Raw genomic sequence first — 21115 nt, forward strand, 5'->3', positions numbered from 1 at the left:
GAGACCGCCATGCTGCTCGTCGGAATGCTCGACAGCCCCTATGTCCGCCGCGCCGCGATCACCGGCACCCTGCTCGGCCTCGCCTTCGAGCATCGCTCGGTCTCGGTCTTCCGGCACATGGACGCCTTCCGCGCGATCAACCCGCTGATCAAGGCGCCGACCCTGGTCACCGATGACGGGCTGGTCATCAGCGATTCCAACCTGATCATCCAGCATATGGAGGATCTCGCGGGACGCTCGCTGCGCCCGGCCGAGCCGGCGGCCCGCAGCCGCGACCTCTCCTTGACCGGGATCGGCATCGTCGCCGCCGACAAGGCGGTCTCCGTCGAATATGAGCGCAAGCGGCCGGAGGCGCATCGCTACGCGCCCTGGCAGGAGCGCATCCAGGAGCAGCTCCACACCGCGCTCGACCTGCTCGACGCGGCTGCGGCCAAGGGCGAGCTCGCCGCCGGGCCGGTGCTGCGCCCGGCCGATATCGCCGCCGCCATCGCCTGGGGCTTCTGCCAGTTCGTGATTCCGGATCATGCGCCGCGAAATCGCTGGCCGGCGCTGGCGGCCCAGGCCCAGGCCTGCGAGGCGCTCGACATCTTCGCGCAATGGCCGATCGACCGCGAATGAGGCGGCGCCGGCCTCGGCTCAGTTCTGGACGAAATTCGTCGGGAGCGGCTTGACCGCCGGGCCACTGAACGAGCCGGGCTTGGCGTCGCTCGGATCGGCATGGCTGAAGCCGAGCGCCGCGGCGGGCCCCGGAGACTGGATCGCCGCGTGATGGGCGGAGGTGGCCTTGGCCCGCGTGGTCGCCACCTTGACCGGCTTGGCCTCGCTCTCAGGCCGGCTCGCCGCGGCGAAGAGCGAGTTCAGCCCGGAGCGATCGGCATCATAGGCGGCGACGATCGGCGTATGCGCCGCAGCCGCCGCGGGCCGGCTCGCGGGAACCGAGGCGAGAGCGAAAGCCGCCTCGCTGCGCTCGCGGACCGGCGGCAGCGGGTGGTTCACCGTCACCAGCCGGCCCTCGGGCTGGGCCGGCGGCTTCTCGGGCTGGCTGTAGAGGCTGGCGAGCGCGGCGGGCCGGAGCGGCGGGGCCGGCGCCTGCGTCGGCGTGCCCGCGATCACGGTCTCGACCAACGCGCCGATGGCGTCCGGCCGCCGCGGCGGCAGGGCGGCAGGCACCAGCTTGCCATCGCTCGCCGTCGCGGCCTGGAAGGCCAGGGCGCCGGCGGGTCCGGGCAGGGCCGCGATCTGCGTCGTCGGCGGCTCGGTGGCGGGGGTGCCGAGGCCGCGCGGCCTTGCGAGCGGGATGGGCGCGTCGATCAGGCGCGGGCGCCGGTCCTCGACGGCCGGCGGCGCCGGCTGCGGCGGCGGGGCGCTCGCGGCAGCGGCCGCGATCTGTGTCTCGGGCGCGGCCACCCGCGGCGCCAGGCGCTGGGTGCGCTCGCGGACCAGAACCTGCTCGACCGGCGCCACCGGCTCGCGCACCGTGGCGAAACGGTCGGCATCGTCGGAACTGCCGCTATGGGGAGCATAGGCCATGACGGTCGGCGCCGGCCGCGGCGCCGCGCGGCGCCCGCCCCGGACCGGCCTGGCATCGGCCTCTTCCTCGTCGCCGCCGAACAGGGCGGCCCACAGGCTCTTGCGCCCGGAGGAGATGATCGCCCCCTCATCGAGATCGGCCGCGGCATAGCCGGCCACGGCGCCGCCGCGCGACAGGATCTCGGCCTTGGCGAGTTCGTAATTGCCGAGAGGCTGGCCGTCCGCCGGCAGATGCACGGTCTTCTCGTCGGGGAACAGCCGCACCAGCTGGTCGCGGGTCATGCGCGGCCAGGAGCGCACCGTGCCGGCGTCGAGATGCACGAAGGGCGTATGCGCGCCGGGATAGAAGCCGACCCCGCCGCGCTGCAGCACCATGCCGGCCTCGCGGATCCGCGCCGTCGGCGTGTCGGGCAGATAGAAATCCATCGCCTTGCCGAGCATGTGCTGGCTGTGCTTGGCGACCCCGCGCGAGCGCCGGCGCAGCATCGAATTGGTGCCGGGCGAACGATAGGCCGAGACGACGTGGAAGGCCTGTTCGGAGCCGACCTTGCGATGCACCTCCCAGGCCAGGTCGAACAGGCGCGGATCCATGCGGATCGGCTCGTCGGTGCGCCAGTCGCGCAGCGCCCAGTTCAGCTTCTCCAGCCCCTCCGAGACATAGCGGCCATCGCGCCGGAAGGTGACGCTCGTCTCTTCCTTGGTGTGCATGTGCCGGATGGTGATGCTGCGCGTGTCGCCATTGGCGACGGCATCCTGGGTGCCGCGCGCCCCGAGCAGGACGACGCCGCAGCCGAGCATGCAGGCGAGACCCCGGCGCAGACCGGCCGTCAGCGTGGGCACGTGCCGTCTCGAAGCCCTGGCGTCTGTTCTGCCCAATCTGCCTGACCCGTCGCGGTGGCCGCCCGAAGCGGTGCTGTAAACGTGAACGAACAGTTGCGGAGAAGAGTTAATGCATCGTTAGCAAGCCGGCAATCCGATGCCCCCGCGCGCAACCGCCAGCGCTCGCTAGCGGCACATGGTGGCGAAACCTTGCTGGCCGGCGCGGCTAGTCGCGCTGCGCCAGCGCCTGCTTCACCAGCCGGTGGAAACCGTAGAGATCCTCATAAGTCCGGAGCGAGCCGTCATCCTGCACGACATGGGTGTTGTAGACGAGGTGGATCGGCAATGGCGTCTGCAGCTTGATCATCCGCTCGCCCGAGCCGATCATCTTCTTCAGCCGCGCCGTCGTCCATTCCGGTCCCAGCACCTGGTCGGCTAGCATGAAGGGCTCGTTGACCCGCACGCAGCCATGGCTGAAGGCCCGCCGCTCATTCGCGAACAGCCGGCGATTGGGCGTGTCGTGGAGATAGACGGCGTGCTCGTTCGGGAACATGAACTTGATCCAGCCCAGCGCGTTGCGTTCGCCCGGCGGCTGGCGCACCGAGATCGCATTGCCGCGGCGGGTGACGACATAGCCGCGCTTGGCCGCGTAATCCGGATCGGCCGCCAGCCCGGGCAGGAATTCCTTCTTCAGGATCGAGGGCGGCACATACCAGGACGGATTGACGATGACATGGTCCATCCGGTGCGAGAAGATCGGCGTCGGCGTCTCGGCCTTGCCGACGATGACGCGGGTCTGGTGGATCGCCGCGCCGTCGCGCAGCACGCGCAGCTGGAATTCCGGCACGTTGACCATGACATGGGTCGCGCCGAGATCGCTCGGCAGCCAGCGCCAGCGCTCCATCTGCGCGACGATGTCCCGCTCGGCATTGCTGCTGGCAGGCATGCCCAGCGCGGCGAGCGTCCGCTCCCCGAGCACGCCATTGGCCGGCAGCCCGGCCCGCTTCTGGAAGTCGAGCAGAGCGATCGCGGTGGAGCGGTCGAAGACCGGCTCCTCCGAGGGTCCGAGACCGAGCCGGGCGCGCACGAGCGGCACCCGCGCATCGCGCATGCCGAGCTTCAGCGCCGGCCCGCCGGGAATGCGCACCAGCGGCGTGTCGTCCTGATGCTCGCGCAGCTCCGCGAGCTTGGCCTTGAGCCGCCGATAGCCCTCATGCGGCGGATTATAGGCGGCGAGCGCCGCGCCCGGATCGGCGGCGGCGGTCAGTTCGGACAGGACTTCGGTAGCCGAGGGCAGCGACAGGGTCGGCGTCAGCAGCATGGAGAGCCGGCGCGGCTCGATCCGCGCGCCGCGCGCATCCCTCGCATAGAGCACAGCGAGCGCCGAGAGCCTGACATCGGCCTCGGCCAGGCTGCCGCGGTCGCTCGCCTCGAAGACCGGCAGCGGATAGTCGGACGGCCGCAGCCCGTCATCGCCGGCGCGGCCGAGCTGGCCCACCAGCTTCAGCGCCGCGGCGCTCCAGCCCTTGCCGTCGATCCAGAACGGCTTGTTGCCGTTGGCCTCATAGGCGGCGCGGATATCGGCGCGCTCCCGCTCCGAGAGCCGCGCCAGCGACAGCGCCTCGTCCTGGCGCTCTGTAATGGCATCGGCGAGATCGGTGGCGGCCGGCAGCTCCACCACCACCGCCGGCAGCTCCGGCGGCGGCAGCAGGATCTCCACCGGCAGGGCTGCGCGCTGCGGCGCCGGGGGCGGCGCGGCCGGCAGCGGGCTGAGTTCGGGATCGGCGTCGGGCATCTCGACCGCCGGAATGTCGAGGCTCTGCACAGGCTGCGCGCGGGCCTCGACCGCCGGGCTGTCGTCGACACCCTGCGTGGCGGCCGGCTTGATTTCCAGCGCCGAGAGCCCGGTCTCGGGCTGCTGCGTCGGCGCAACCGTCCCGGTGACGATCTCGCCGCCGATCGGGGCGCCCTGGCCCCGCGCCACGACGTCGCTGTCGAGGATCAGCAGCTCCGGCGGCTCCGGCAGCACCAGCCCGGGCAGCTCCGGCGCAGGCAGGGGCTGGGCCTGAGCGAGCCCCTGTCCCAAGGCGAGCGCCAGGATGGAAGCGGAGAGCAGGCTCGCCCTGTGGCGCGGACTCATGCGGATTCCCCAGACTAGGCCGATGGCAGGAGAACTGCGCGCATCGACGTGTTTCGGCAAGATGCGGCGGCGCAACAGCGGCCGCAATTCACTGTCGCGGCTTCAGGCCGCGTCTCCCTCATCGGCGGCACCGGCCTCGATCAGCCCGTAATCCTTGAGCTTGCGATAGAGCGTCGAGCGCCCGATCCCGAGCTTGCGCGACACCTCCGACATGTGGCCGCGATAATGCGCCAGCGCGAATTTGATGATCTCGCGCTCCAGCTCGTCGAGCGTGCGCATGTCGGATCCGGCGATCAGGTCGAGCGCATTGGGGTCGCGCACCGGCATCTGGATGATGCGCGGGCTGTCCTCGCGCGGCTCCAGCCGCACGGATGCGGCGGGAGCGGGCGGGATCCGCACGTCATACCCCTCCATCTGCGCCGCGATCTGCGGGAATTCGGCGACCGTCAGCTCGTCGCCATCGGCGAGCACCACGGCGCGGAACATCGCATTCTCGAGCTGGCGCACATTGCCGGGCCAATCATAGGAGCCGATCAGGCTCAGCGCCTCGGCCGCGATGCCGCGGATCTTCTTGCCCTCCTCCGCCGCGAACCGGGCGAGGAAGCCGCGGGCGAGGTCGGGAATATCCTCGCGCCTCTGCCGCAGCGAGGGCAGCGTGATCGGGAAGACGTTGAGCCGGTAATAGAGATCCTCGCGGAAGCCGCCGGCCTTGACCTGGTCGAGCAGGCTGCGATTCGTCGCGGAGATGATGCGGATGTCGACGCGGACGGATTTCTTGCCGCCGACCGGATCGACCTCGCCCTCCTGGATCGCGCGCAGCAGCTTGACCTGCGCGTCGAGCGGCAATTCGCCGATCTCGTCCAGGAAGAGCGTGCCGCCATGCGCCTCGACGAATTTGCCGACATGGCGTTCGGTGGCGCCGGTGAAGGCGCCCTTCTCATGGCCGAACAGGATGGATTCCACGAGGTTGTGCGGGATCGCCCCGCAATTCACCGTGACGAAGGGCCGTCCCTTCCGATCGCTGGAGCCCTGGATGGCGCGGGCCAGCACCTCCTTGCCGACGCCCGATTCGCCCTCGACCAGGATCGGGATGTTGGATTTCGCCGCGCGCTCCGCCAGCCGCACCACCCGCGCCATGTCGGGGCTCTTGGTGGCGAGGTCGCGGAAGCCGAGCTGCCCGGCCGCCCGGCGCTTGATGTGCCGCAGCTCGTGCTCGAGGGCGCCGAGCTTCAGCGCGTTCTTCAGCGAGATCTGCAGGCGCTCGGCGCCGACCGGCTTCACCACGAAATCGACCGCACCCGCCCGCATCGCCGCGACGACGGTCTCGATCGAGCCGTTCGCGGTCTGCACGATGACGGGCGTCTCCACCCCCCGCTCCCGCAGCGCCGCCAGGACGCCCATGCCGTCCAGCTCGGGCATGACGAGGTCGAGGATGATGGCGTCGCAGGGCTGTCCATCCTCCATCGCCCGCAGCGCGTCCGCGCCGCTCTCTGCAGTCCTGACATCGTAGCCGCTGCGCTTCAGCATGGCGTCGAGCAGGCGGCGCTGGACAGGATCGTCGTCGACGACCAGGACGGTTGCGGTCATGAATCCTCGGGAGGCAGGCCAGGTTTCGCGGAATCAGTGTTCCGTTCTGGTGCATCCTTGGTCAGAACAGTTAAGCGGCGCTTAAGCGCAACAGCCCGGCGCAAAGCGCCTGCGCCCACCCCCGCCGCGATTGATCCGCGGAGCGGCGCCGCGCATATGAGATCACGAAGCCTTGCAGCCCGGGCAACGCAGGGGCATCCGAGAGGAAGCGCGCGAGATGACGATGGCCGACACGCGAAGGAACGGGCGCCGGGCGCGCGCTGCCGCAAGCGAAAGCGCCGCCCGCAGCGCCGCGGCGCTGGGCCCGCTGCCGGAATGGGATCTGAGCCATCTCTATCCCGGCATGGATTCCGCGGCCTTCACCGCCGATCTCGCCCGGGCGCTCACCGAATCGCAGCGCTTCGCCGCGCTGTATCGCGGCAAGCTCGCGGCGCTGGCGGAACGCGAGGATGCGCCCTCCATGCTCGGGCAGGCGATCGCCGAGTTCGAGCAGCTCGACGATCTGATCGGCCGCATCATGTCCTATGCCGGCCTCGTCTATTCCGGCGATACGACCGACCCGCAGCGCGCCAAATTCTACGGCGACACCCAGGACCGGATGACCGCGGCCTCGACCGAGCTGCTGTTCTTCGGGCTCGAGCTCAACCGCATCGATCTCGCCACCATGGCGCGGATCACCGCCCATCCGCCGCTCGCGCATTGGAAACCCTGGCTCGACGATCTCGCCAAGGACAAGCCGCACCAGCTCGACGACAAGATCGAGGAGCTGTTCCACGAGAAATCGGTCACCGGCCGCGCTGCCTGGAACCGGCTCTTCGACGAGACCATCGCCTCGCTGCGCTTCAAGCCCGAAGGCGAGGAGCTGACGCTCGAACTCACGCTCAACAAGCTGCAGGACAGCGACGGCGCCGTGCGCAAGGCCGCGGCCGATGCGCTGAGCGAGGTCTTCCGCACCAATCTGCGCACCTTCGCCCTGATCACCAACACCTTGGCCAAGGACAAGGAGATCTCCGACCGCTGGCGCAAATTCGAGGATGTCGCGGATTCCCGCCACCTCGCCAACCGCGTCGAGCGCGAGGTGGTCGACGCGCTGGTCCTGGCGGTGCGCGAGGCCTATCCGCGGCTCTCCCACCGCTATTACAGGCTCAAGGCGAAATGGTTCGGCCGCGACCAGCTCGATTTCTGGGACCGCAACGCGCCTTTGCCCAAGGTCGAGCAGCGTACCATCCCTTGGGCGGAGGCCCGGGACACGGTGCTCGATGCCTATGGCGCCTTCTCCCCGAAAATGGCCGGCATCGCCCGGCGCTTCTTCGACGAGCACTGGATCGACGCCCCGGCCCGGCCGGGCAAGGCGCCCGGCGCCTTCGCCCATCCGACCGTGCCCTCGGCCCATCCCTATGTGCTGGTCAACTACCAGGGCAAGCCGCGCGACGTGATGACACTCGCCCATGAGCTGGGCCATGGCGTCCACCAGGTTCTGGCGGCGCCCAATGGCGCGCTGATGGCGCCGACCCCGCTGACCCTGGCCGAAACCGCCAGCGTCTTCGGCGAGATGCTGACCTTCCGTCGCCTTCTGGATTGGACGCAGGATCCGAAGCAGCGCAAGGCGATGCTGGCCGCCAAGGTCGAGGACATGATCAACACGGTCGTCCGGCAGATCGCCTTCTACAGCTTCGAGCGCAAGGTCCATGAGGCACGCAAGAGCGGCGAGCTGACGGCCGAGCATCTCTGCGAGCTGTGGATGAGCGTCCAGGAGGAGAGTCTCGGCCCGGCGATCAGGCTCGGACCCGGCTATGAGCCCTTCTGGTGCTACATCCCGCACTTCATCCATTCGCCCTTCTACGTCTATGCCTACGCCTTCGGGGACTGCCTGGTGAATTCGCTCTACGGCGTCTACCAGAACTCCTCCGAAGGCTTCCAGGATCGCTATTTCGCCCTGCTGGCGGCCGGCGGCACCAAGCACCATTCCGAATTGCTGGCGCCCTTCGGCCTCGACGCACGCGACCCCGCCTTCTGGCAGATCGGCCTGACGATGATCGAGGGGATGATCGTGGAGCTGGAAGGGATGGAGTAGGGGGGAATAGGCAGTGGGCAGTGGGCAGTAGGCAGTCGGGAGAAGAAATCGGCCTCTTCCGACTGCCTACTGCCCTCTGCCCCCCCTAAAACTGCAACCTGAGCCCGACCTGCGCGATATTCGCGGTATAATCCGAGCCCGGCGCCGTCGAGTTCAGCCGCTCCTGGGTGAAGCTGGCACGCACCGAGACGCTGCGGGTGAATTTATAGTCGAGCCTCACCCCATAGGTGGCGAGGTCCTCACGCAGCCCCTGCCCGTCATATTCGGTGCGCCCGAGGCTGCCGAAGCCGGTGACGATGAGGTTGCGCCGCAGCGCATGGGCGATCTCCAGCGTCGCGCGCCGCGCCGTGGTTCCCGACGACCCGGCGATGGTCGTGTCGCCGAGTTCGGAGGTGCCGCGCAGGGTCACCGTGGTCAGCGGCGTGGGCTGCCAGATCACCGCGGCGTCGCCGACGAAGCCGCGCAGATTCTTCAGCCTGTTGTCGTCATAGGCCCGGTCCTGGTAGCCGACCGAGATCTCGCCGGTGACGAGCCGCGACAATTCGAAGGTCGAGCCGACCCGCCCCGTCAGCCCGGTCGAGGAGCGGGCATAACCGCTGGAATCACGCGCCTGATCGAATTGCCGCGTGTCGGCCTCGCCCTGGATGAAGGGCCGAAGCCCCGGTGTCAGCTCGTAGGAGGCCCGCAGGCGCACGCCATATTGGGTCTGGTTGCGGTCTTTCTGGCTCAGCTTGGTGCCGTTGCTGAGGCTGGCATCCTCGTAATCGCTGCGATCGACCGAGCCGCGCAGCGTCAGCTGCAGCCGGTTGATGTCGTGGCTGATGCCGGCCGAGCCGCCATATTGGTAGATCTGCGGCCGGCCCGTGACGGCGGCGTCGAGATCGGGCGAGCCGGGGCGCTGCGTATCCAGCCGCAGCCGCGATTCCAGCAGGATGCGCGTGTCGCGCGTCGCGTCGAGCCGCAGCGAGAGCGTGCCGTCGGCATCGGGGCGCGAGGCGTCCTTGTCCCTGACATAATGGGAATAGCCGCCGCGCAGCTGGCCGCTGAGCTCATGCACGTTCCAATCCGACTGGATGCCGAGCTCGCCCTCATGGCGGCTGAAGGGCGAGCCTTTACGATCGGCGCCGCTCACCCGCTGCGGGTTGGTGTCGTAGCCGACGCCGTTGGTGATCGCGGGCCGGAGCGTGATGCTGCCGACCCGCAGGCCGAGCGCGGCATAGGGATCCTCCTCCGCCGCGGCGCGGCGGCGCAGAGGCGGCGCCGGTTCCGCGACCGAGGGCAGGCCGGTGACGACGGGCTGCGGCGCCCGGAACTGTCTTTGCGTGACGCCGCGCGTCGCCGGAGCCTGGACCGGGCGGCTGGCGCGCGGCGGCTGGCGCGGCGACAGGCCGACTTGCCCCTCCGCGGCGGCGCCCGGATCGGCCGGCGTCGCCAGGCCGGTCGCAGCCTCGGGACCGGGGCGCGGCTGCGCGACATAGACCGGCGTCGCCGTCCTCAGCTGCGGGGCGCGCGCCGGCGGCGCCTGCGTCTGCGCCACGGACAGCCCGCTCCCGGACGCCGCCAGGGCGACGCCGGACAGCAACAGGATGGCGACGCGGCGGGTCACGCGCTGGCTCTGCTCCAGAAGGACCGCGCGGCCGGATGGCGCGCATGGTTAACGGATCTAGAACGAAGGCGGTTAACGAGCCGTCAATGCCGTCGCGGCACCGGGCCGCTCCAGTGGCCATGTCGCGCGCCGCCGTGCTAAAGCGCCGGCCATGACCGCAGATATCCGCGCCTCGGCGCTCCGCACCATCGCCACCGAGCGCGCCGGGCTCGATACGCTCCACGAGGCGCTGGCCAACGGCATGGGCGCAGCGTTCTCCGCCGCCGTGGAGCGCATCCGCGGCGCCACCGGCCGCGTCGTCGTCACCGGCATGGGGAAATCCGGCCATGTCGGCCGCAAGATCGCCGCCACTTTGGCCTCGACCGGCACGCCGGCGCATTTCGTCCACCCCGCCGAGGCCAGCCATGGCGATCTCGGCATGGTCCAGCCCGACGATGTCGTCGTCGCCCTGTCCTGGTCCGGCGAGACGGCGGAGCTCGCCGCCATCGTCGCCCATACCCGCCGCTTCCGCGTCGGACTGATCGCGCTGACCTCCAATGCCGACAGCGCGCTCGGGCGCGAGGCTGATATCGCGCTGGTGCTGCCGAAGGCGACCGAGGCCTGCCCCAACGGGCTCGCGCCGACCACCTCCACCACCATGCAGCTCGCTCTGGGCGATGCGCTGGCGGTCGCGCTGCTTGAGGCGCGGGGCTTCTCGCGGCAGGATTTCTTCGTCTACCACCCCGGCGGCAAGCTCGGCGCGCAGCTCAAGACCGTCGACAGCCTGATGCACAAGGGCGCCGCTCTGCCGCTGGCGGGGCTCGACGCCGCGCTCGGCGACGTCATCGCCCTGATCACCGAAAAGGGCTTCGGCTGCGCCATCCTGGTCGATGCCGAGGGCAGGCTCGCCGGTGTGGTCACCGATGGCGATCTGCGCCGCGCGCTCTCGGCCTCCGGCGCCGCCGCCACTCTGAGACGGGCGCGGGAGGTGATGACGCCCTCGCCGCGTCACGTCCCCCCCGACACGCTGGCGGTCGAGGCGCTGGAGATGGTCAACCGCCTGCGCATCACCGCGCTGATCGTCGCCGATGCCGAGCGCCGGCCGGTCGGGCTGGTGCATGTCCACGATCTGCTCAGGCTCGGCGTCGCCTGAGCCTGAACCGGCGTCAGCCCCGCTGATACAGCAGCCGCGCCCGGATCGTGCCGTCCAGCGCGCGGATCTCCCTGAGGATGTCCTTGGCCGCGGCGCCGATGCTGTCGGCCTCCATCACGACATAGCCGATCTCGCCGTCGGTCTGGTAATTCTGCGCCGAGATATTGACCTGGCGACTGGCGAAGACGTCGTTCAGCCGGCGCAGCATCCCCGGCACGTTGCGCTGCACATGGATGAATCGCGTCCCCTCCGGCCGCGGCGTCAGCTGCACCTGCGGGAAGTTCACGGCGCCGACGGTAGAGCCGATATCGGAATAATCCACCAGCTTGCGCGCCACCTCGGCGCCGATGCGCTCCTGCGCCTCCTCGGTCGATCCGCCGACATGCGGGGTCAGAATGACGTTCTCCAGCCCCTGCAGCGGCGAGACGAAGCGCTCGCTGTTTGAGGCGGGCTCGACCGGGAAGACATCGACCGCCGCTCCCGCGAGATGACCGCTGCGCAGCGCCGCCGCCAGCGCGTCGAGATCGACCACCGTGCCGCGGGAGTTATTGATGAGGTAGCTGCCGCGCCGCATCAGCGCGAGTTCGCCTGCCCCGATCATCCCCGCCGTCTGCGGCGTCTCCGGCACGTGCAGCGAGACGATATCGGCCGAGGACAGAAGCTCGCCGAGGCTGTCGACCGGCTCGGTATTGCCATGGCGCAGACGGTCGGTCTGATCATAGTAGATCACCCGCATGCCCATCGCCTCGGCCAGGGTCGACAGCTGGCTGCCGATATTGCCATAGCCGACGATGCCGAGGATCTTGCCGCGCACCTCGAAGGAGCCGTTGGCGGATTTGTCCCAGCCGCCGGCATGGGCGGCGCGCGAGCGGTCGGTGATTCGCCTCAGCAGCATCACGATCTCGCCGATCGTCAGCTCCGCCACGCTGCGGGTGTTGGAGAAGGGCGCGTTGAAGACGGGGACGCCGCGGCCGCGCGCCGCCTGCAGATCGACCTGGTTGGTGCCGACGGAGAAGCAGCCGACCGCGAACAGCCGGCTGGCCTCGGCGAACACCGCCTCCGTCAGCTGGGTGCGCGAGCGGATGCCGAGCACATGGACATCCGCCACCGCCCTGAGCAGCGCCTCGTCGCTCAGCGCCTTGGGCAGGCGCTCCATGTTGGTATAGCCGGCCTGGACCAGCAGGTCGGCGGCGGAATCATTGATGCCTTCCAGCAGCAGGACCTTGATGCGGTCCTTCGACAGGGACAGGCGCGCGTCTGGCTTCGACATGATGGGATTGCTCGAACGGGGGAGCCATGGCTATAGCCCCGCTGACGTTAGGGACAAGCCGCAAATTCGCCTTGCGGCCCTGAGCCGCGCTCACGCCTTCTCCACCAGGAGCGTCGCGCCGTCGACCGCCACGACCCGCACCGTCGCCCCCGCCAGCAGCTCCGGGCCCTTCACGCGCCAGGAGCTGTCGTCGATGCGGATGCGGCCTTCGCCGCCGGTCATCGTCGTCTCCAGCGTGAAGACCCGGCCGATCAACTGGCGGCCGCGGGCGTTCAGCCCTGTCGCCGGATCCGGCTCATCCTGCCTCCGGCGCGTCAGCATCCGCCCGATCGCGACGCTGACGACGCAGAACCCGGCGAAGACCAGCGCCGCCCCCTGCCAGGACAGTTCGGCGAAGCCGACGACCAGGCCGGTCGCCAGCGCCGCCAGCCCGAGCCAGATCAGGAAAATGCCGGGCGCCGCCATCTCGGCCGCGACCAGCACCAGCCCGAGCACGACCCAGCTCCAGCCGCCCAGCGATGCCAACCACGCCAGCATCGCCGTCAGCCGCCCGTCCGGCCTGTCGCGGGCACCGATCCGCCGCGCCGCGCCTCGACAGCCTCGTCGCCGAACACCGCCCGCGTCAGCTGGGCGATGCCGCCGACCGTCCCCGCCAGCGCCGCGGCCTCGATCGGCACGATCACCACCTTGCTGTTATGGGCGCTGGCGATCGCCCTCAGCGCGTCGGTATAGCGCTCGGCGATGAGGAAATTCGCGGCCTGGATATCGCCCTTGCCGATCGCTTCCGAGACCATCGCGGTTGCCGCCGCCTCGGCCTGGGCGGAGCGCTCGCGCGCCTCGGCATCGCGGAAGGCGGCTTCCTTGCGGCCCTCGGCGGCCAGGATCTGCGATTGCTTCTGGCCTTCCGCCTTGAGGATCTCGGCCTGGCGCAGGCCCTCGGCCTCGAGCACGGCGGCGCGCTTCTCGCGCTCGGCCTTCATCTGCCGGTTCATCGCCCCGGCGATGTCGGCCGGCGGCAGAATGTCCCTGATCTCGATGCGCGTCACCTTCACGCCCCAGGGCGAGGCCGCGGCATCCATCACCCGCAGCAGCCGCTCGTTGATCTCGTCGCGATGCGACAGGAGCTGGTCGAGATCCATCGAGCCGACGACGGTCCGGATATTGGTCATGGTCAGGGTGATCAGCGCCTGATCGAGCGACGCCACCTCGTAGCAGGCCCGCGCCGCATCGAGCACCTGGTAGAAGGCGGCGGCGTCGATGCGGACGCCGGCATTGTCCTTGGTGATCGCCTCCTGGCTCGGAACGTCGAGCAGCTGCTCCATCACGTTCACCTTGTGGCCGACCCGCTCGATATAGGGGATGATCAGCCCGAGCCCCGCCCCCAGCGTCCGGGAGTAGCGGCCGAAACGCTCGACGGTGTAATTATAGCCCTGCGGGATGGTGCGGACGCCGAGCGCGATGGTCAGGATGACCAGCGCCACCACGGCGACGACCACGATATCGAAACCCTGGAACTGCATCGCCTCGAATCCCCTGCCGCGTCGATCTCGGGCCTATGGCAACCTGACGATTGCGACAGCCTGATGCAAGCGGGCAGCGAAAGCGCGTGATCTCACCCGAAGCGCCGCGTCCGGGCAGGATCAGCCGGTCACGGGGCGCCTTCGGATCGTCCTGGCGGCGGCCGCGTCGCGACCGCCCGGATATGAGGCTCGAGGCGCGGGAGCGCCTCAGCTGCGGCCGGAGCCCACCGCGCAGCGTGGCTCAGACATATTGGCCGTGGCAATGCTTGTATTTCTTGCCGGAGCCGCAGGGGCAGGCCTCGTTGCGGCCGACCTTGCCCCAGGTCGAAGGATCGGCCGGGTCGCGCTCGACCACGGCGAGATCGCCCTCGACCGCGGCATATTGCAGGCTGGAGCCGCCGTAATCCGCCCCGAAGCCCTGGCCGCCGCCCTCCTGGGGCGGCGGCGCCGTCTCCTCGGGCGCGTCGAAGCGGACCTCGATCCGCATCAGATTGCCGGTGACCTGCTCGCGCAGACGGCCGATAAGGCTGTCGAACAGCTCGAAAGCCTCCTGCTTGTACTCGTTCAGCGGGTCGCGCTGCGCATAGCCGCGCCAGCCGACGACCTGGCGCAGATGATCGAGCGTAACGAGATGCTCGCGCCAGAGATGATCCAGCGTCTGCAGCAGCACCTGCTTCTCGACATAGGTCATCACCTCTTCGGTGTTGCGGGTGATGCGCGCGGCGTAATCCTCATCCGCGAGGCTACGGATGCGCTCGCGCAGCTCCGCATCGGCGATGCCTTCCTCCTTCGCCCATTCCTCGATCGGCAGATCGAGATTGAGGAATTGCATCACCCCTTCCTTCAGCGCGGCGGTATCCCATTGCTCGGGATAGGCCTCTTCCGGGATATGGCGGGCGACCAGATCCTCGCAGACGCCATGGCGCATGTCGTCGATCGTCTCGCGCACCGTCGCCTGGCGCATGAAGTCGCGTCGCTGCTCGAACACCACCTTGCGCTGGTCGTTCATGACGTCGTCGTATTTCAGGATGTTCTTGCGGATGTCGAAGTTGCGCGCCTCGACCTTGCCCTGCGCCTTCTCCACCGCCTTGTTGATCCAGGGATGGACGATCGCCTCGTCCTCCTTGAGGCCGAGCTTCTGCAGCATCCCGTCCATCCGGTCGGAGCCGAAAATGCGCATCAGATCATCCTGCAGTGACAGGAAGAATTTCGAGCGGCCGGGATCGCCCTGCCGGCCGGCGCGGCCGCGCAGCTGGTTGTCGATGCGGCGACTCTCATGGCGCTCGGTGCCGACGATGTAGAGCCCGCCGGCCTTCAGCACGCGCTGCTTGAAATCGGCGACCTCGGCCCGGATTTCGGCGGCGAGGCGCTCGCGCTCCGGCCCCTCCTCGACACCCGCCAGATCATGCGCGATGCGCATGTCCGCATTGCCGCCGAGCTGGATGTCTGTGCCGCGCCCGGCCATGTTCGTCGCCACGGTGATCGCGCCGGGCACGCCGGCCTGGGCGACGATATAGGCCTCCTGCTCGTGGAAGCGGGCGTTCAGCACGGCGAAGGCGCGGGACGGCTTGCCGGCGCGGGCCGCGGCATAGACCGGCTCCAGCGCCTTGGGATCGCTGAAGTCGAGCTGCTGGAAGCCTTCCTTGACCAGCATCTCCGCGACCAGTTCCGAGCGCTCGATCGAGGTGGTTCCGACCAGCAGCGGCTGGCCGCTCTCCTGCGCCGCCGTGATCTCGCGGATGACGCCGCGCACCTTTTCCTCGAAGGTCCTGTAGACCTCGTCATCCTCGTCCTTGCGGGCGACGGGGACATTGGTCGGGATCTCGACGACCTCGAGCTTGTAGATCTGGAAGAATTCGTCGGCCTCGGTCGCGGCGGTGCCGGTCATCCCGGCGAGCTTCGCATAAAGCCGGAAATAGTTCTGGAAGGTGATCGAGGCCAGCGTCGCGTTCTCGGGCTGGACGGTGACGCGTTCCTTGGCCTCCAGCGCCTGGTGCAGCCCTTCGGAATAGCGCCGCCCCGGCATCATGCGGCCGGTGAACTCGTCGATGATGACGACCTCGTCATTGCGGACGATGTAGTCCTTGTCGCGCTGGAACAGCGCATGGGCGCGCAGCGCCTGGTTGACATGGTGGACGATGGTGACGTTGACCGCGTCGTAGAGGTCGCCCTCCTTGAGCAGCCCCGCCTCGCGCAGCAGCTGCTCCATATGCTCGTTGCCGGCTTCGGTGAGCGAGACGGTGCGCTGCTTCTCGTCGACCTCGTAATCGCCCTTGACCAGCCCCGGCAGCACCTTGTCGATGGCGAGGTAGAGGTCGGATTTGTCGTCGAGCGGGCCGGAGATGATCAGCGGCGTGCGCGCCTCGTCGACCAGGATCGAGTCGACCTCGTCCACGATCGCGAAATGGTGGCCGCGCTGGGACATCTGCGCGACCTCGTATTTCATGTTGTCGCGGAGGTAGTCGAAGCCGAATTCGTTATTGGTGCCGTAGGTGATGTCGCAGGCATAGGCGGCCTGCCGGTCCTCGTCCTCGATGCCGTGTACGATGATGCCGACGGAGAGGCCGAGGAAATTATAGAGCCGGCCCATCCATTGCGCGTCGCGCCGGGCGAGATAGTCGTTGACGGTGACGACATGCACGCCCTTGCCTTCGAGCGCGTTGAGATAGGTCGGCAGCGTCGCGACCAGGGTCTTGCCTTCGCCGGTCTTCATCTCGGCAATGGCGCCTTCATGCAGCACCATGCCGCCGATCAGCTGGACATCATAGGGGCGCTGGCCGAGCACGCGCTTGGCGGCCTCGCGCACCGTGGCGAAGGCGGGGACCAGAAGATCGTCGAGCGTGGCGCCATTGGCGAGCTGCGCCCTGAACTCCGCCGTGCGGGCCTGCAGGGCCTCGTCGCTCAGCGCACTGACCTCTTTTTCCAGCGCGTTGATCGCCGCAACGCGGGGGCCGTAGCCCTTGACGCGGCGGTCGTTCGACGAGCCGAAGAGTTTCTTTGCGAGTGCGCCAAGCATGTCTGGCCTTCCGATTCGTAAGGGCAGGCGGCGCTCGACCGGCGAACCGGCACGCGCAGACCCGTTTTCATTCGATTGCGACGCGTGTTTAGACGCGCGCGAAGGCGCGGTCCAGCATCGCTTGCGCAGGCGCGCGGCGGCGTGGGCCGGTTTTTCGAGAGCGGATGTGGGGTTTGCGGCCGCCGGTTCCAAGTGATCGGGCCGCCGCAGCGTTCAGCCCCGCACAAGCCTGCGTGATCGGGCCTGAAACCGGCGCCTCTGCGCCTTGCCTTTGCCGCGTTCAACTGGCAGTGCAGCGCGCAATCGCTTTCGGTTCATTGCGAAGGGCTTAACCGATGAAATCCTCCCGTCTCGCCTGGCTGTCCCTCGGCTTCCTGCTCGCCGTCTCGCCGGCCGCACTCGCACAGGCCGACAAGGTCGTGGCGCGGGTGAACGGCATCGCCATCACCGAGCGTGACCTCGGCTACGCCGCCGAGGACCTCGGCGAGCGCCTGGCGCAGGTGCCGGAAGCCCGCCGCCGCGACGAGATGATCAACTACCTCGTCGACCTCAAGCTCGGCGCCAAGGCCGCCGCCGACGCCAAGATCGGCGAAGGTGCGGAATTCGCCGCGCGCCTCGCCTATCTCCGCGACAAGGTGATGCTCGAGGACTACATCAACCGCGAGGCCAAGAAATCGGCGACGCCGGAAGCCGCCCGCAAGCTCTATGACGAGACGCTGAAATCCCTGCCGCCCGAGGAAGAGGTCAATGCCCGCCACATTCTGGTGGAGGAGGAGGCCCAGGCGAAGGCGGTGGTCGAGCGGCTGAAGAAGGGCGAGGATTTCGCCAAGGTCGCCACCGAGCTGTCCAAGGATCCGGGTTCCGGCAAGGAGGGCGGCTCGCTCGGCTGGTTCAGCAAGGACCGCATGGTGCCGGAATTCGCCGAGGCCGCCTTCAAGCTCGACAAGGGCCAGGTCTCCGAGCCGGTGAAGAGCCAGTTCGGCTGGCACGTCATCCGCCTGGAGGACCGCCGCACCAAGCCGCAGCCGGAATTCGAGGCGGTGAAGCCGCAGATCGACCAGTATCTCGAGCGCAAGGCGCAGCAGGACATCATCCTCGCACTGCGCGGCAACGCCAAGGTCGAGCGTCTCGACCAGCCCGCCGCCACGCCCGCGCCGGCCAAGCCGGCCGAGCCGAAGAAGCCCTGACCGCGAAGCCCCGCCGCAAAGCCGCGGCGGCGGGGCCTTCCGCACATCGCCTTCGCTACGGTCGCGCCGCCCCGCTTCTTGTCTTCGTCATCAGCCTGCGGCACATCAGCCTCCCCGACAGGAGAGGCTGACATGGCTGGCAAGGATGTTCCCGTTTCCCCGCTCGCGCCCAAGCGCCAGCCGAAGGTGCCGCCGGTGCCGGGCGTTCGCTTCGCCACCGCCGAGGCCGGCATCCGCTACAAGGGCCGCACCGACGTCGTGCTGATGCTGCTCGACCAGGGCACCCAGGCCGCCGGCGTCTTCACCCGCTCGAAATGCCCCTCCGCCCCGGTCGACTGGTGCCGCGAGAACCTGGGCCAGGGTTCGGCCCGCGCCGTCGTCGTCAATTCCGGAAACGCCAACGCCTTCACCGGCCAGAAGGGCCGCGACTCCGTCAAACTGACGGCAGAGATCGCCGCCGCAGCTGCAGGATGCAAGCCGCAGGAGGTCTTCATCGCCTCGACCGGGGTGATCGGCGAGCCGCTCGACGCCGGCAAGTTCAAGGGCGTGCTCGATGATTGCGCTGCCCGCGCCGCGGACGGCCCCTGGCTCGACGCGGCCAAAGCGATCATGACCACCGACACCTTTCCCAAGGCGCTGTCGCGCAAGGCGAAGATCGACGGGCACGAGGTCGTCCTGGCCGGCATCGCCAAGGGCGCGGGGATGATCGCACCCGACATGGCGACGATGCTGTCCTTCGTCTTCACCGACGCACCGATCGCCGCACCCGTGCTGCAGGCGCTGCTGTCCAAGGGGGTGAAGGGGTCCTTCAACGCCGTCACCGTCGACAGCGACACCTCGACCTCGGACACGCTGATGCTGTTCGCCACCGGCAAGGCGGCCGAGCGCGGCGCCCCCGCCATCACCGAGCCCGGGGACAACCGGCTCTCGGGCTTCAAGCGGGCGCTCAACAGCCTGCTGCTCGAACTCGCCCATCTCGTCTGCAAGGATGGCGAAGGTGCCCGGAAATTCGTCGAGGTGCGGGTCAAAGGCGCGGCCTCCTCGCGCTCCGCCAAGCGCGTCGCGCTGTCGATCGCGAATTCGCCGCTGGTCAAGACCGCCATCGCCGGCGAGGACGCCAATTGGGGCCGCATCGTCATGGCCGTCGGCAAGGCCGGCGAGCCGGCCGATCGCGACCAGCTCGACATTTCCTTCGGCGAGATCACGGTGGCCAGCCAGGGCGCCCGCGCCCCCTCCTATGACGAGGCGGCGGTCTCCGACTACATGAAGGGCGAGCACATCGTCATCACCGCCGATCTCGGGCTGGGCCGGGGCCAATCCACCGTCTGGACCTGCGACCTCACCAAGGCCTATGTCGAGATCAATGGCGATTACCGGTCCTGAGGCCGGGTCGGGCGCACTGCCGGCCTTCGGCGCGCCATGACGCCATCCTCCCCCAGCCGGGCCTTCGTGCTCGGCCATCTCCTGCTCGCATCGAGCTTCTGGGGCTGCAGCTTCCTGTTCATCAAGCTGATGAACGGCGAGATCGCGCCCCTGGCGGTCGCGGCGGGGCGCGGCTGCATCGCGGCCGTCACCCTGGCGATCTGGGTGATGCTCAAGCGCCAGAGCCCGCTCCCCAGCCGAGCGGAGATCAGGCACTGGCTCGTGCTCGGCACCACCAATGGCTGGGTGCCCAACATCCTCGTCGCCTACGCGCTGGTCCATCTCGCCACGGGCCCGGCGGCGATGATCCAGGCCGCAGGCCCGCTGCTCACCGCGCTGTTCGCGCATCTGCTCTTCGCGGAGGAGCGGCTGACCGGGCGCCGGCTCGCCGGCATCCTGCTCGGCATGGTCGGGGTCGCGCTGCTGATCGGCGAGCGCCTGGTCGAGGGCGGCGGCACGGCGCTCGGTGTCCTCGCCATGGTCGGCGTCATGCTCGGCTACACCATCGGCAATCTCTATGCCCGGAGCGTGCCGGCCGCCTCCGGCGACCCCGCGCGGTTGGCCCTGGGGCAGCAGGCGGTGTCGGGCATCGTGGCGCTGTCCCTGACGCTCGCCGTCTCGGGGATCGCCGCTCTCGCCCCCGTGCAGGACCATCTTCCGGCGATGCTGGCGCTCGGCCTGCTGGCGACGGCGCTGCCGATGGCGCTGTTCATGCGGCTGATCCGCGCCGCGGGCCCGACCCGCGCGGCGATGACCGGCTATCTCGTGCCGACCGTCGCCGTCCTGCTCGGCGTGCTGATCCTCAAGGAAACTCTGGAGTTGCGGCAGATCATCGGCGGATGCATCATCCTGATCGGCGTCTTCATGGTGTCTGTCAGCAAAACGAGCCCGAGATGAAGGTTACGGCGGTCGCTTTATTCGCGTTATGTCTTGGTAGTTGTGTGGACAGACCAGCCGCGACCATCCCTTTCTCGGCGGAAGAGGCGGCCTATATCAAGAAGAACGGGACCGGCATCATCACCGGCCACGCCTTCCGCACCAAGGCGAGCGGCGTCGTGGTCAATGCCGCCGGCCAGGTGGTCCGGCTGATCCCCGCCACCGGCTTCGCCCGCGAGCGCTTCAGAGCGCTGTTCGGCAGCGGCTTCTATCTCCCGCATTCGCATTATCCGCGCGAGGACGACCCCGATCCCGCCTATGGCGAGCATACCCGCACCACCAGGGCCGAGGCCAATGGGCGGTTCGTTTTCCGGAACGTCGCGCCGGGCGCCTATATCGTCACCACGCAGATCGTCTGGGGCGACGAGGACGCATTGTTTCGCGAGGGCGGGCTGGTCTATGACACGGTCGACGTGACGGGCAAGGAGACGGAGCCCGTCCATCTCATCCTCTCCGGATATTGACCCCCGTGAAGCTGCTGATCGTCGTCGCCTGCGCCCTGATCGACCCGGACAACCGCGTGCTGGTGGCGCAGCGGCCGGAGGGCAAGCCGATGGCGGGGCTGTGGGAATTCCCGGGCGGCAAGCTCGAGCCGGATGAGCGACCGGAGCCGGCGCTGATCCGCGAGCTCGGCGAAGAGCTCGGCATCACGGTGAAGGAGGCCTGCCTGGCGCCGTTGACCTTCGCCAGCTTCCCCTATCCGGACTTCCACCTGCTGATGCCCCTCTATATCTGCCGGCGCTGGGAGGGCGCGGTCACGGCCCGCGAGAACCAGGCGCTGAAATGGCTCCGTCCCGGGAAGCTGCGCGATCTCGCCATGCCGCCGGCCGACGAGCCGCTGATCCCGCATCTGATCGATCTGCTCGGCGCCTGAGC

Annotated in this window: 16 protein-coding genes; 8 read left to right on the top strand and 8 right to left on the bottom strand. The window is 69.0% G+C overall.

Features of this window, described 5'->3' with window-relative positions:
- Positions 1 to 9 precede the first annotated feature (9 nt).
- Positions 10 to 618, top strand: coding sequence for a glutathione S-transferase (locus ASG72_RS06675; RefSeq protein WP_056710382.1), 609 nt, complete (start codon positions 10 to 12; stop codon positions 616 to 618).
- 18 nt (positions 619 to 636) lie between these two features.
- Here the strand turns inward: ASG72_RS06675 and ASG72_RS06680 are convergent, their stop codons facing one another.
- The 3 genes from ASG72_RS06680 to ASG72_RS06690 form a co-directional block, all read right to left on the bottom strand.
- On the bottom strand, positions 637 to 2370 hold the full coding sequence (locus ASG72_RS06680; RefSeq protein ID WP_056710384.1) for a DUF882 domain-containing protein: 1734 nt from the start codon (positions 2368 to 2370) through the stop codon (positions 637 to 639).
- Positions 2371 to 2575: 205 nt separating this feature from the next.
- Entirely contained in the window at positions 2576 to 4489 is a 1914-nt protein-coding gene (locus tag ASG72_RS06685) for a L,D-transpeptidase family protein (RefSeq protein ID WP_056710385.1), read from the bottom strand.
- A gap of 102 nt (positions 4490 to 4591) precedes the next feature.
- A complete protein-coding gene (locus ASG72_RS06690; protein WP_056710388.1) occupies positions 4592 to 6076 on the bottom strand; it encodes a sigma-54 dependent transcriptional regulator in 1485 nt (494 codons plus the stop codon).
- 217 nt (positions 6077 to 6293) lie between these two features.
- Here ASG72_RS06690 and ASG72_RS06695 point away from each other — a divergent pair, with 217 nt between their 5' ends.
- Positions 6294 to 8150: a M3 family oligoendopeptidase gene (locus ASG72_RS06695; protein ID WP_082540149.1), complete on the top strand. Its 1857-nt coding sequence runs from the start codon at positions 6294 to 6296 to the stop codon at positions 8148 to 8150.
- An 85-nt stretch (positions 8151 to 8235) separates the two neighbouring features.
- Here the strand turns inward: ASG72_RS06695 and ASG72_RS06700 are convergent, their stop codons facing one another.
- Positions 8236 to 9756 carry an outer membrane beta-barrel protein gene (locus ASG72_RS06700; RefSeq protein ID WP_056710393.1) on the bottom strand — a complete coding sequence of 507 codons (1521 nt, stop codon included), beginning with the start codon at positions 9754 to 9756 and terminating at the stop codon, positions 8236 to 8238.
- Positions 9757 to 9907: 151 nt separating this feature from the next.
- On the opposite strand from ASG72_RS06700, the gene ASG72_RS06705 reads away from it, so the two are divergent.
- The gene (locus ASG72_RS06705; protein WP_056710395.1) at positions 9908 to 10888 is read left to right on the top strand and encodes a KpsF/GutQ family sugar-phosphate isomerase; all 981 of its coding nucleotides are present in this window, start codon (positions 9908 to 9910) and stop codon (positions 10886 to 10888) included.
- Between the two features lie 13 nt (positions 10889 to 10901).
- Here the strand turns inward: ASG72_RS06705 and serA are convergent, their stop codons facing one another.
- The 4 genes from serA to secA form a co-directional block, all read right to left on the bottom strand.
- Positions 10902 to 12158: a phosphoglycerate dehydrogenase gene (serA, locus tag ASG72_RS06710; RefSeq protein ID WP_056710397.1), complete on the bottom strand. Its 1257-nt coding sequence runs from the start codon at positions 12156 to 12158 to the stop codon at positions 10902 to 10904.
- A gap of 90 nt (positions 12159 to 12248) precedes the next feature.
- Positions 12249 to 12695 (bottom strand): NfeD family protein, encoded by a 447-nt coding sequence (locus tag ASG72_RS06715; protein WP_056710399.1) that lies wholly within the window; start codon positions 12693 to 12695, stop codon positions 12249 to 12251.
- Positions 12696 to 12700: 5 nt separating this feature from the next.
- Positions 12701 to 13678, bottom strand: coding sequence for an SPFH domain-containing protein (locus tag ASG72_RS06720; protein ID WP_056710400.1), 978 nt, complete (start codon positions 13676 to 13678; stop codon positions 12701 to 12703).
- 241 nt (positions 13679 to 13919) lie between these two features.
- Positions 13920 to 16694, bottom strand: a complete 2775-nt coding sequence (gene secA / locus ASG72_RS06725; RefSeq protein ID WP_056710401.1) for a preprotein translocase subunit SecA — start codon at positions 16692 to 16694, stop codon at positions 13920 to 13922.
- A gap of 335 nt (positions 16695 to 17029) precedes the next feature.
- Between secA and ASG72_RS06730 the strand changes: the two genes are divergently transcribed.
- The 5 genes from ASG72_RS06730 (at position 17030) to ASG72_RS06750 (ending at position 21113) form a co-directional block, all read left to right on the top strand.
- Positions 17030 to 17881, top strand: coding sequence for a peptidylprolyl isomerase (locus ASG72_RS06730; protein ID WP_056710402.1), 852 nt, complete (start codon positions 17030 to 17032; stop codon positions 17879 to 17881).
- Positions 17882 to 18013: 132 nt separating this feature from the next.
- Positions 18014 to 19264 carry a bifunctional glutamate N-acetyltransferase/amino-acid acetyltransferase ArgJ gene (argJ, locus tag ASG72_RS06735; protein WP_056710403.1) on the top strand — a complete coding sequence of 417 codons (1251 nt, stop codon included), beginning with the start codon at positions 18014 to 18016 and terminating at the stop codon, positions 19262 to 19264.
- Positions 19265 to 19300: 36 nt separating this feature from the next.
- A complete protein-coding gene (locus tag ASG72_RS06740) occupies positions 19301 to 20200 on the top strand; it encodes a DMT family transporter (RefSeq protein ID WP_056710404.1) in 900 nt (299 codons plus the stop codon).
- Positions 20201 to 20244: 44 nt separating this feature from the next.
- Entirely contained in the window at positions 20245 to 20703 is a 459-nt protein-coding gene (locus tag ASG72_RS06745; protein WP_056710405.1) for a hypothetical protein, read from the top strand.
- Positions 20700 to 21113: a (deoxy)nucleoside triphosphate pyrophosphohydrolase gene (locus tag ASG72_RS06750; RefSeq protein WP_156395839.1), complete on the top strand. Its 414-nt coding sequence runs from the start codon at positions 20700 to 20702 to the stop codon at positions 21111 to 21113. The genes ASG72_RS06745 and ASG72_RS06750 overlap by 4 nt, the downstream gene beginning before the upstream one ends.
- Positions 21114 to 21115: the final 2 nt, after the last annotated feature.

The organism is Allobosea sp. Leaf344 (assembly GCF_001426225.1).
In the GTDB taxonomy this organism is placed as follows: domain Bacteria; phylum Pseudomonadota; class Alphaproteobacteria; order Rhizobiales; family Beijerinckiaceae; genus Allobosea.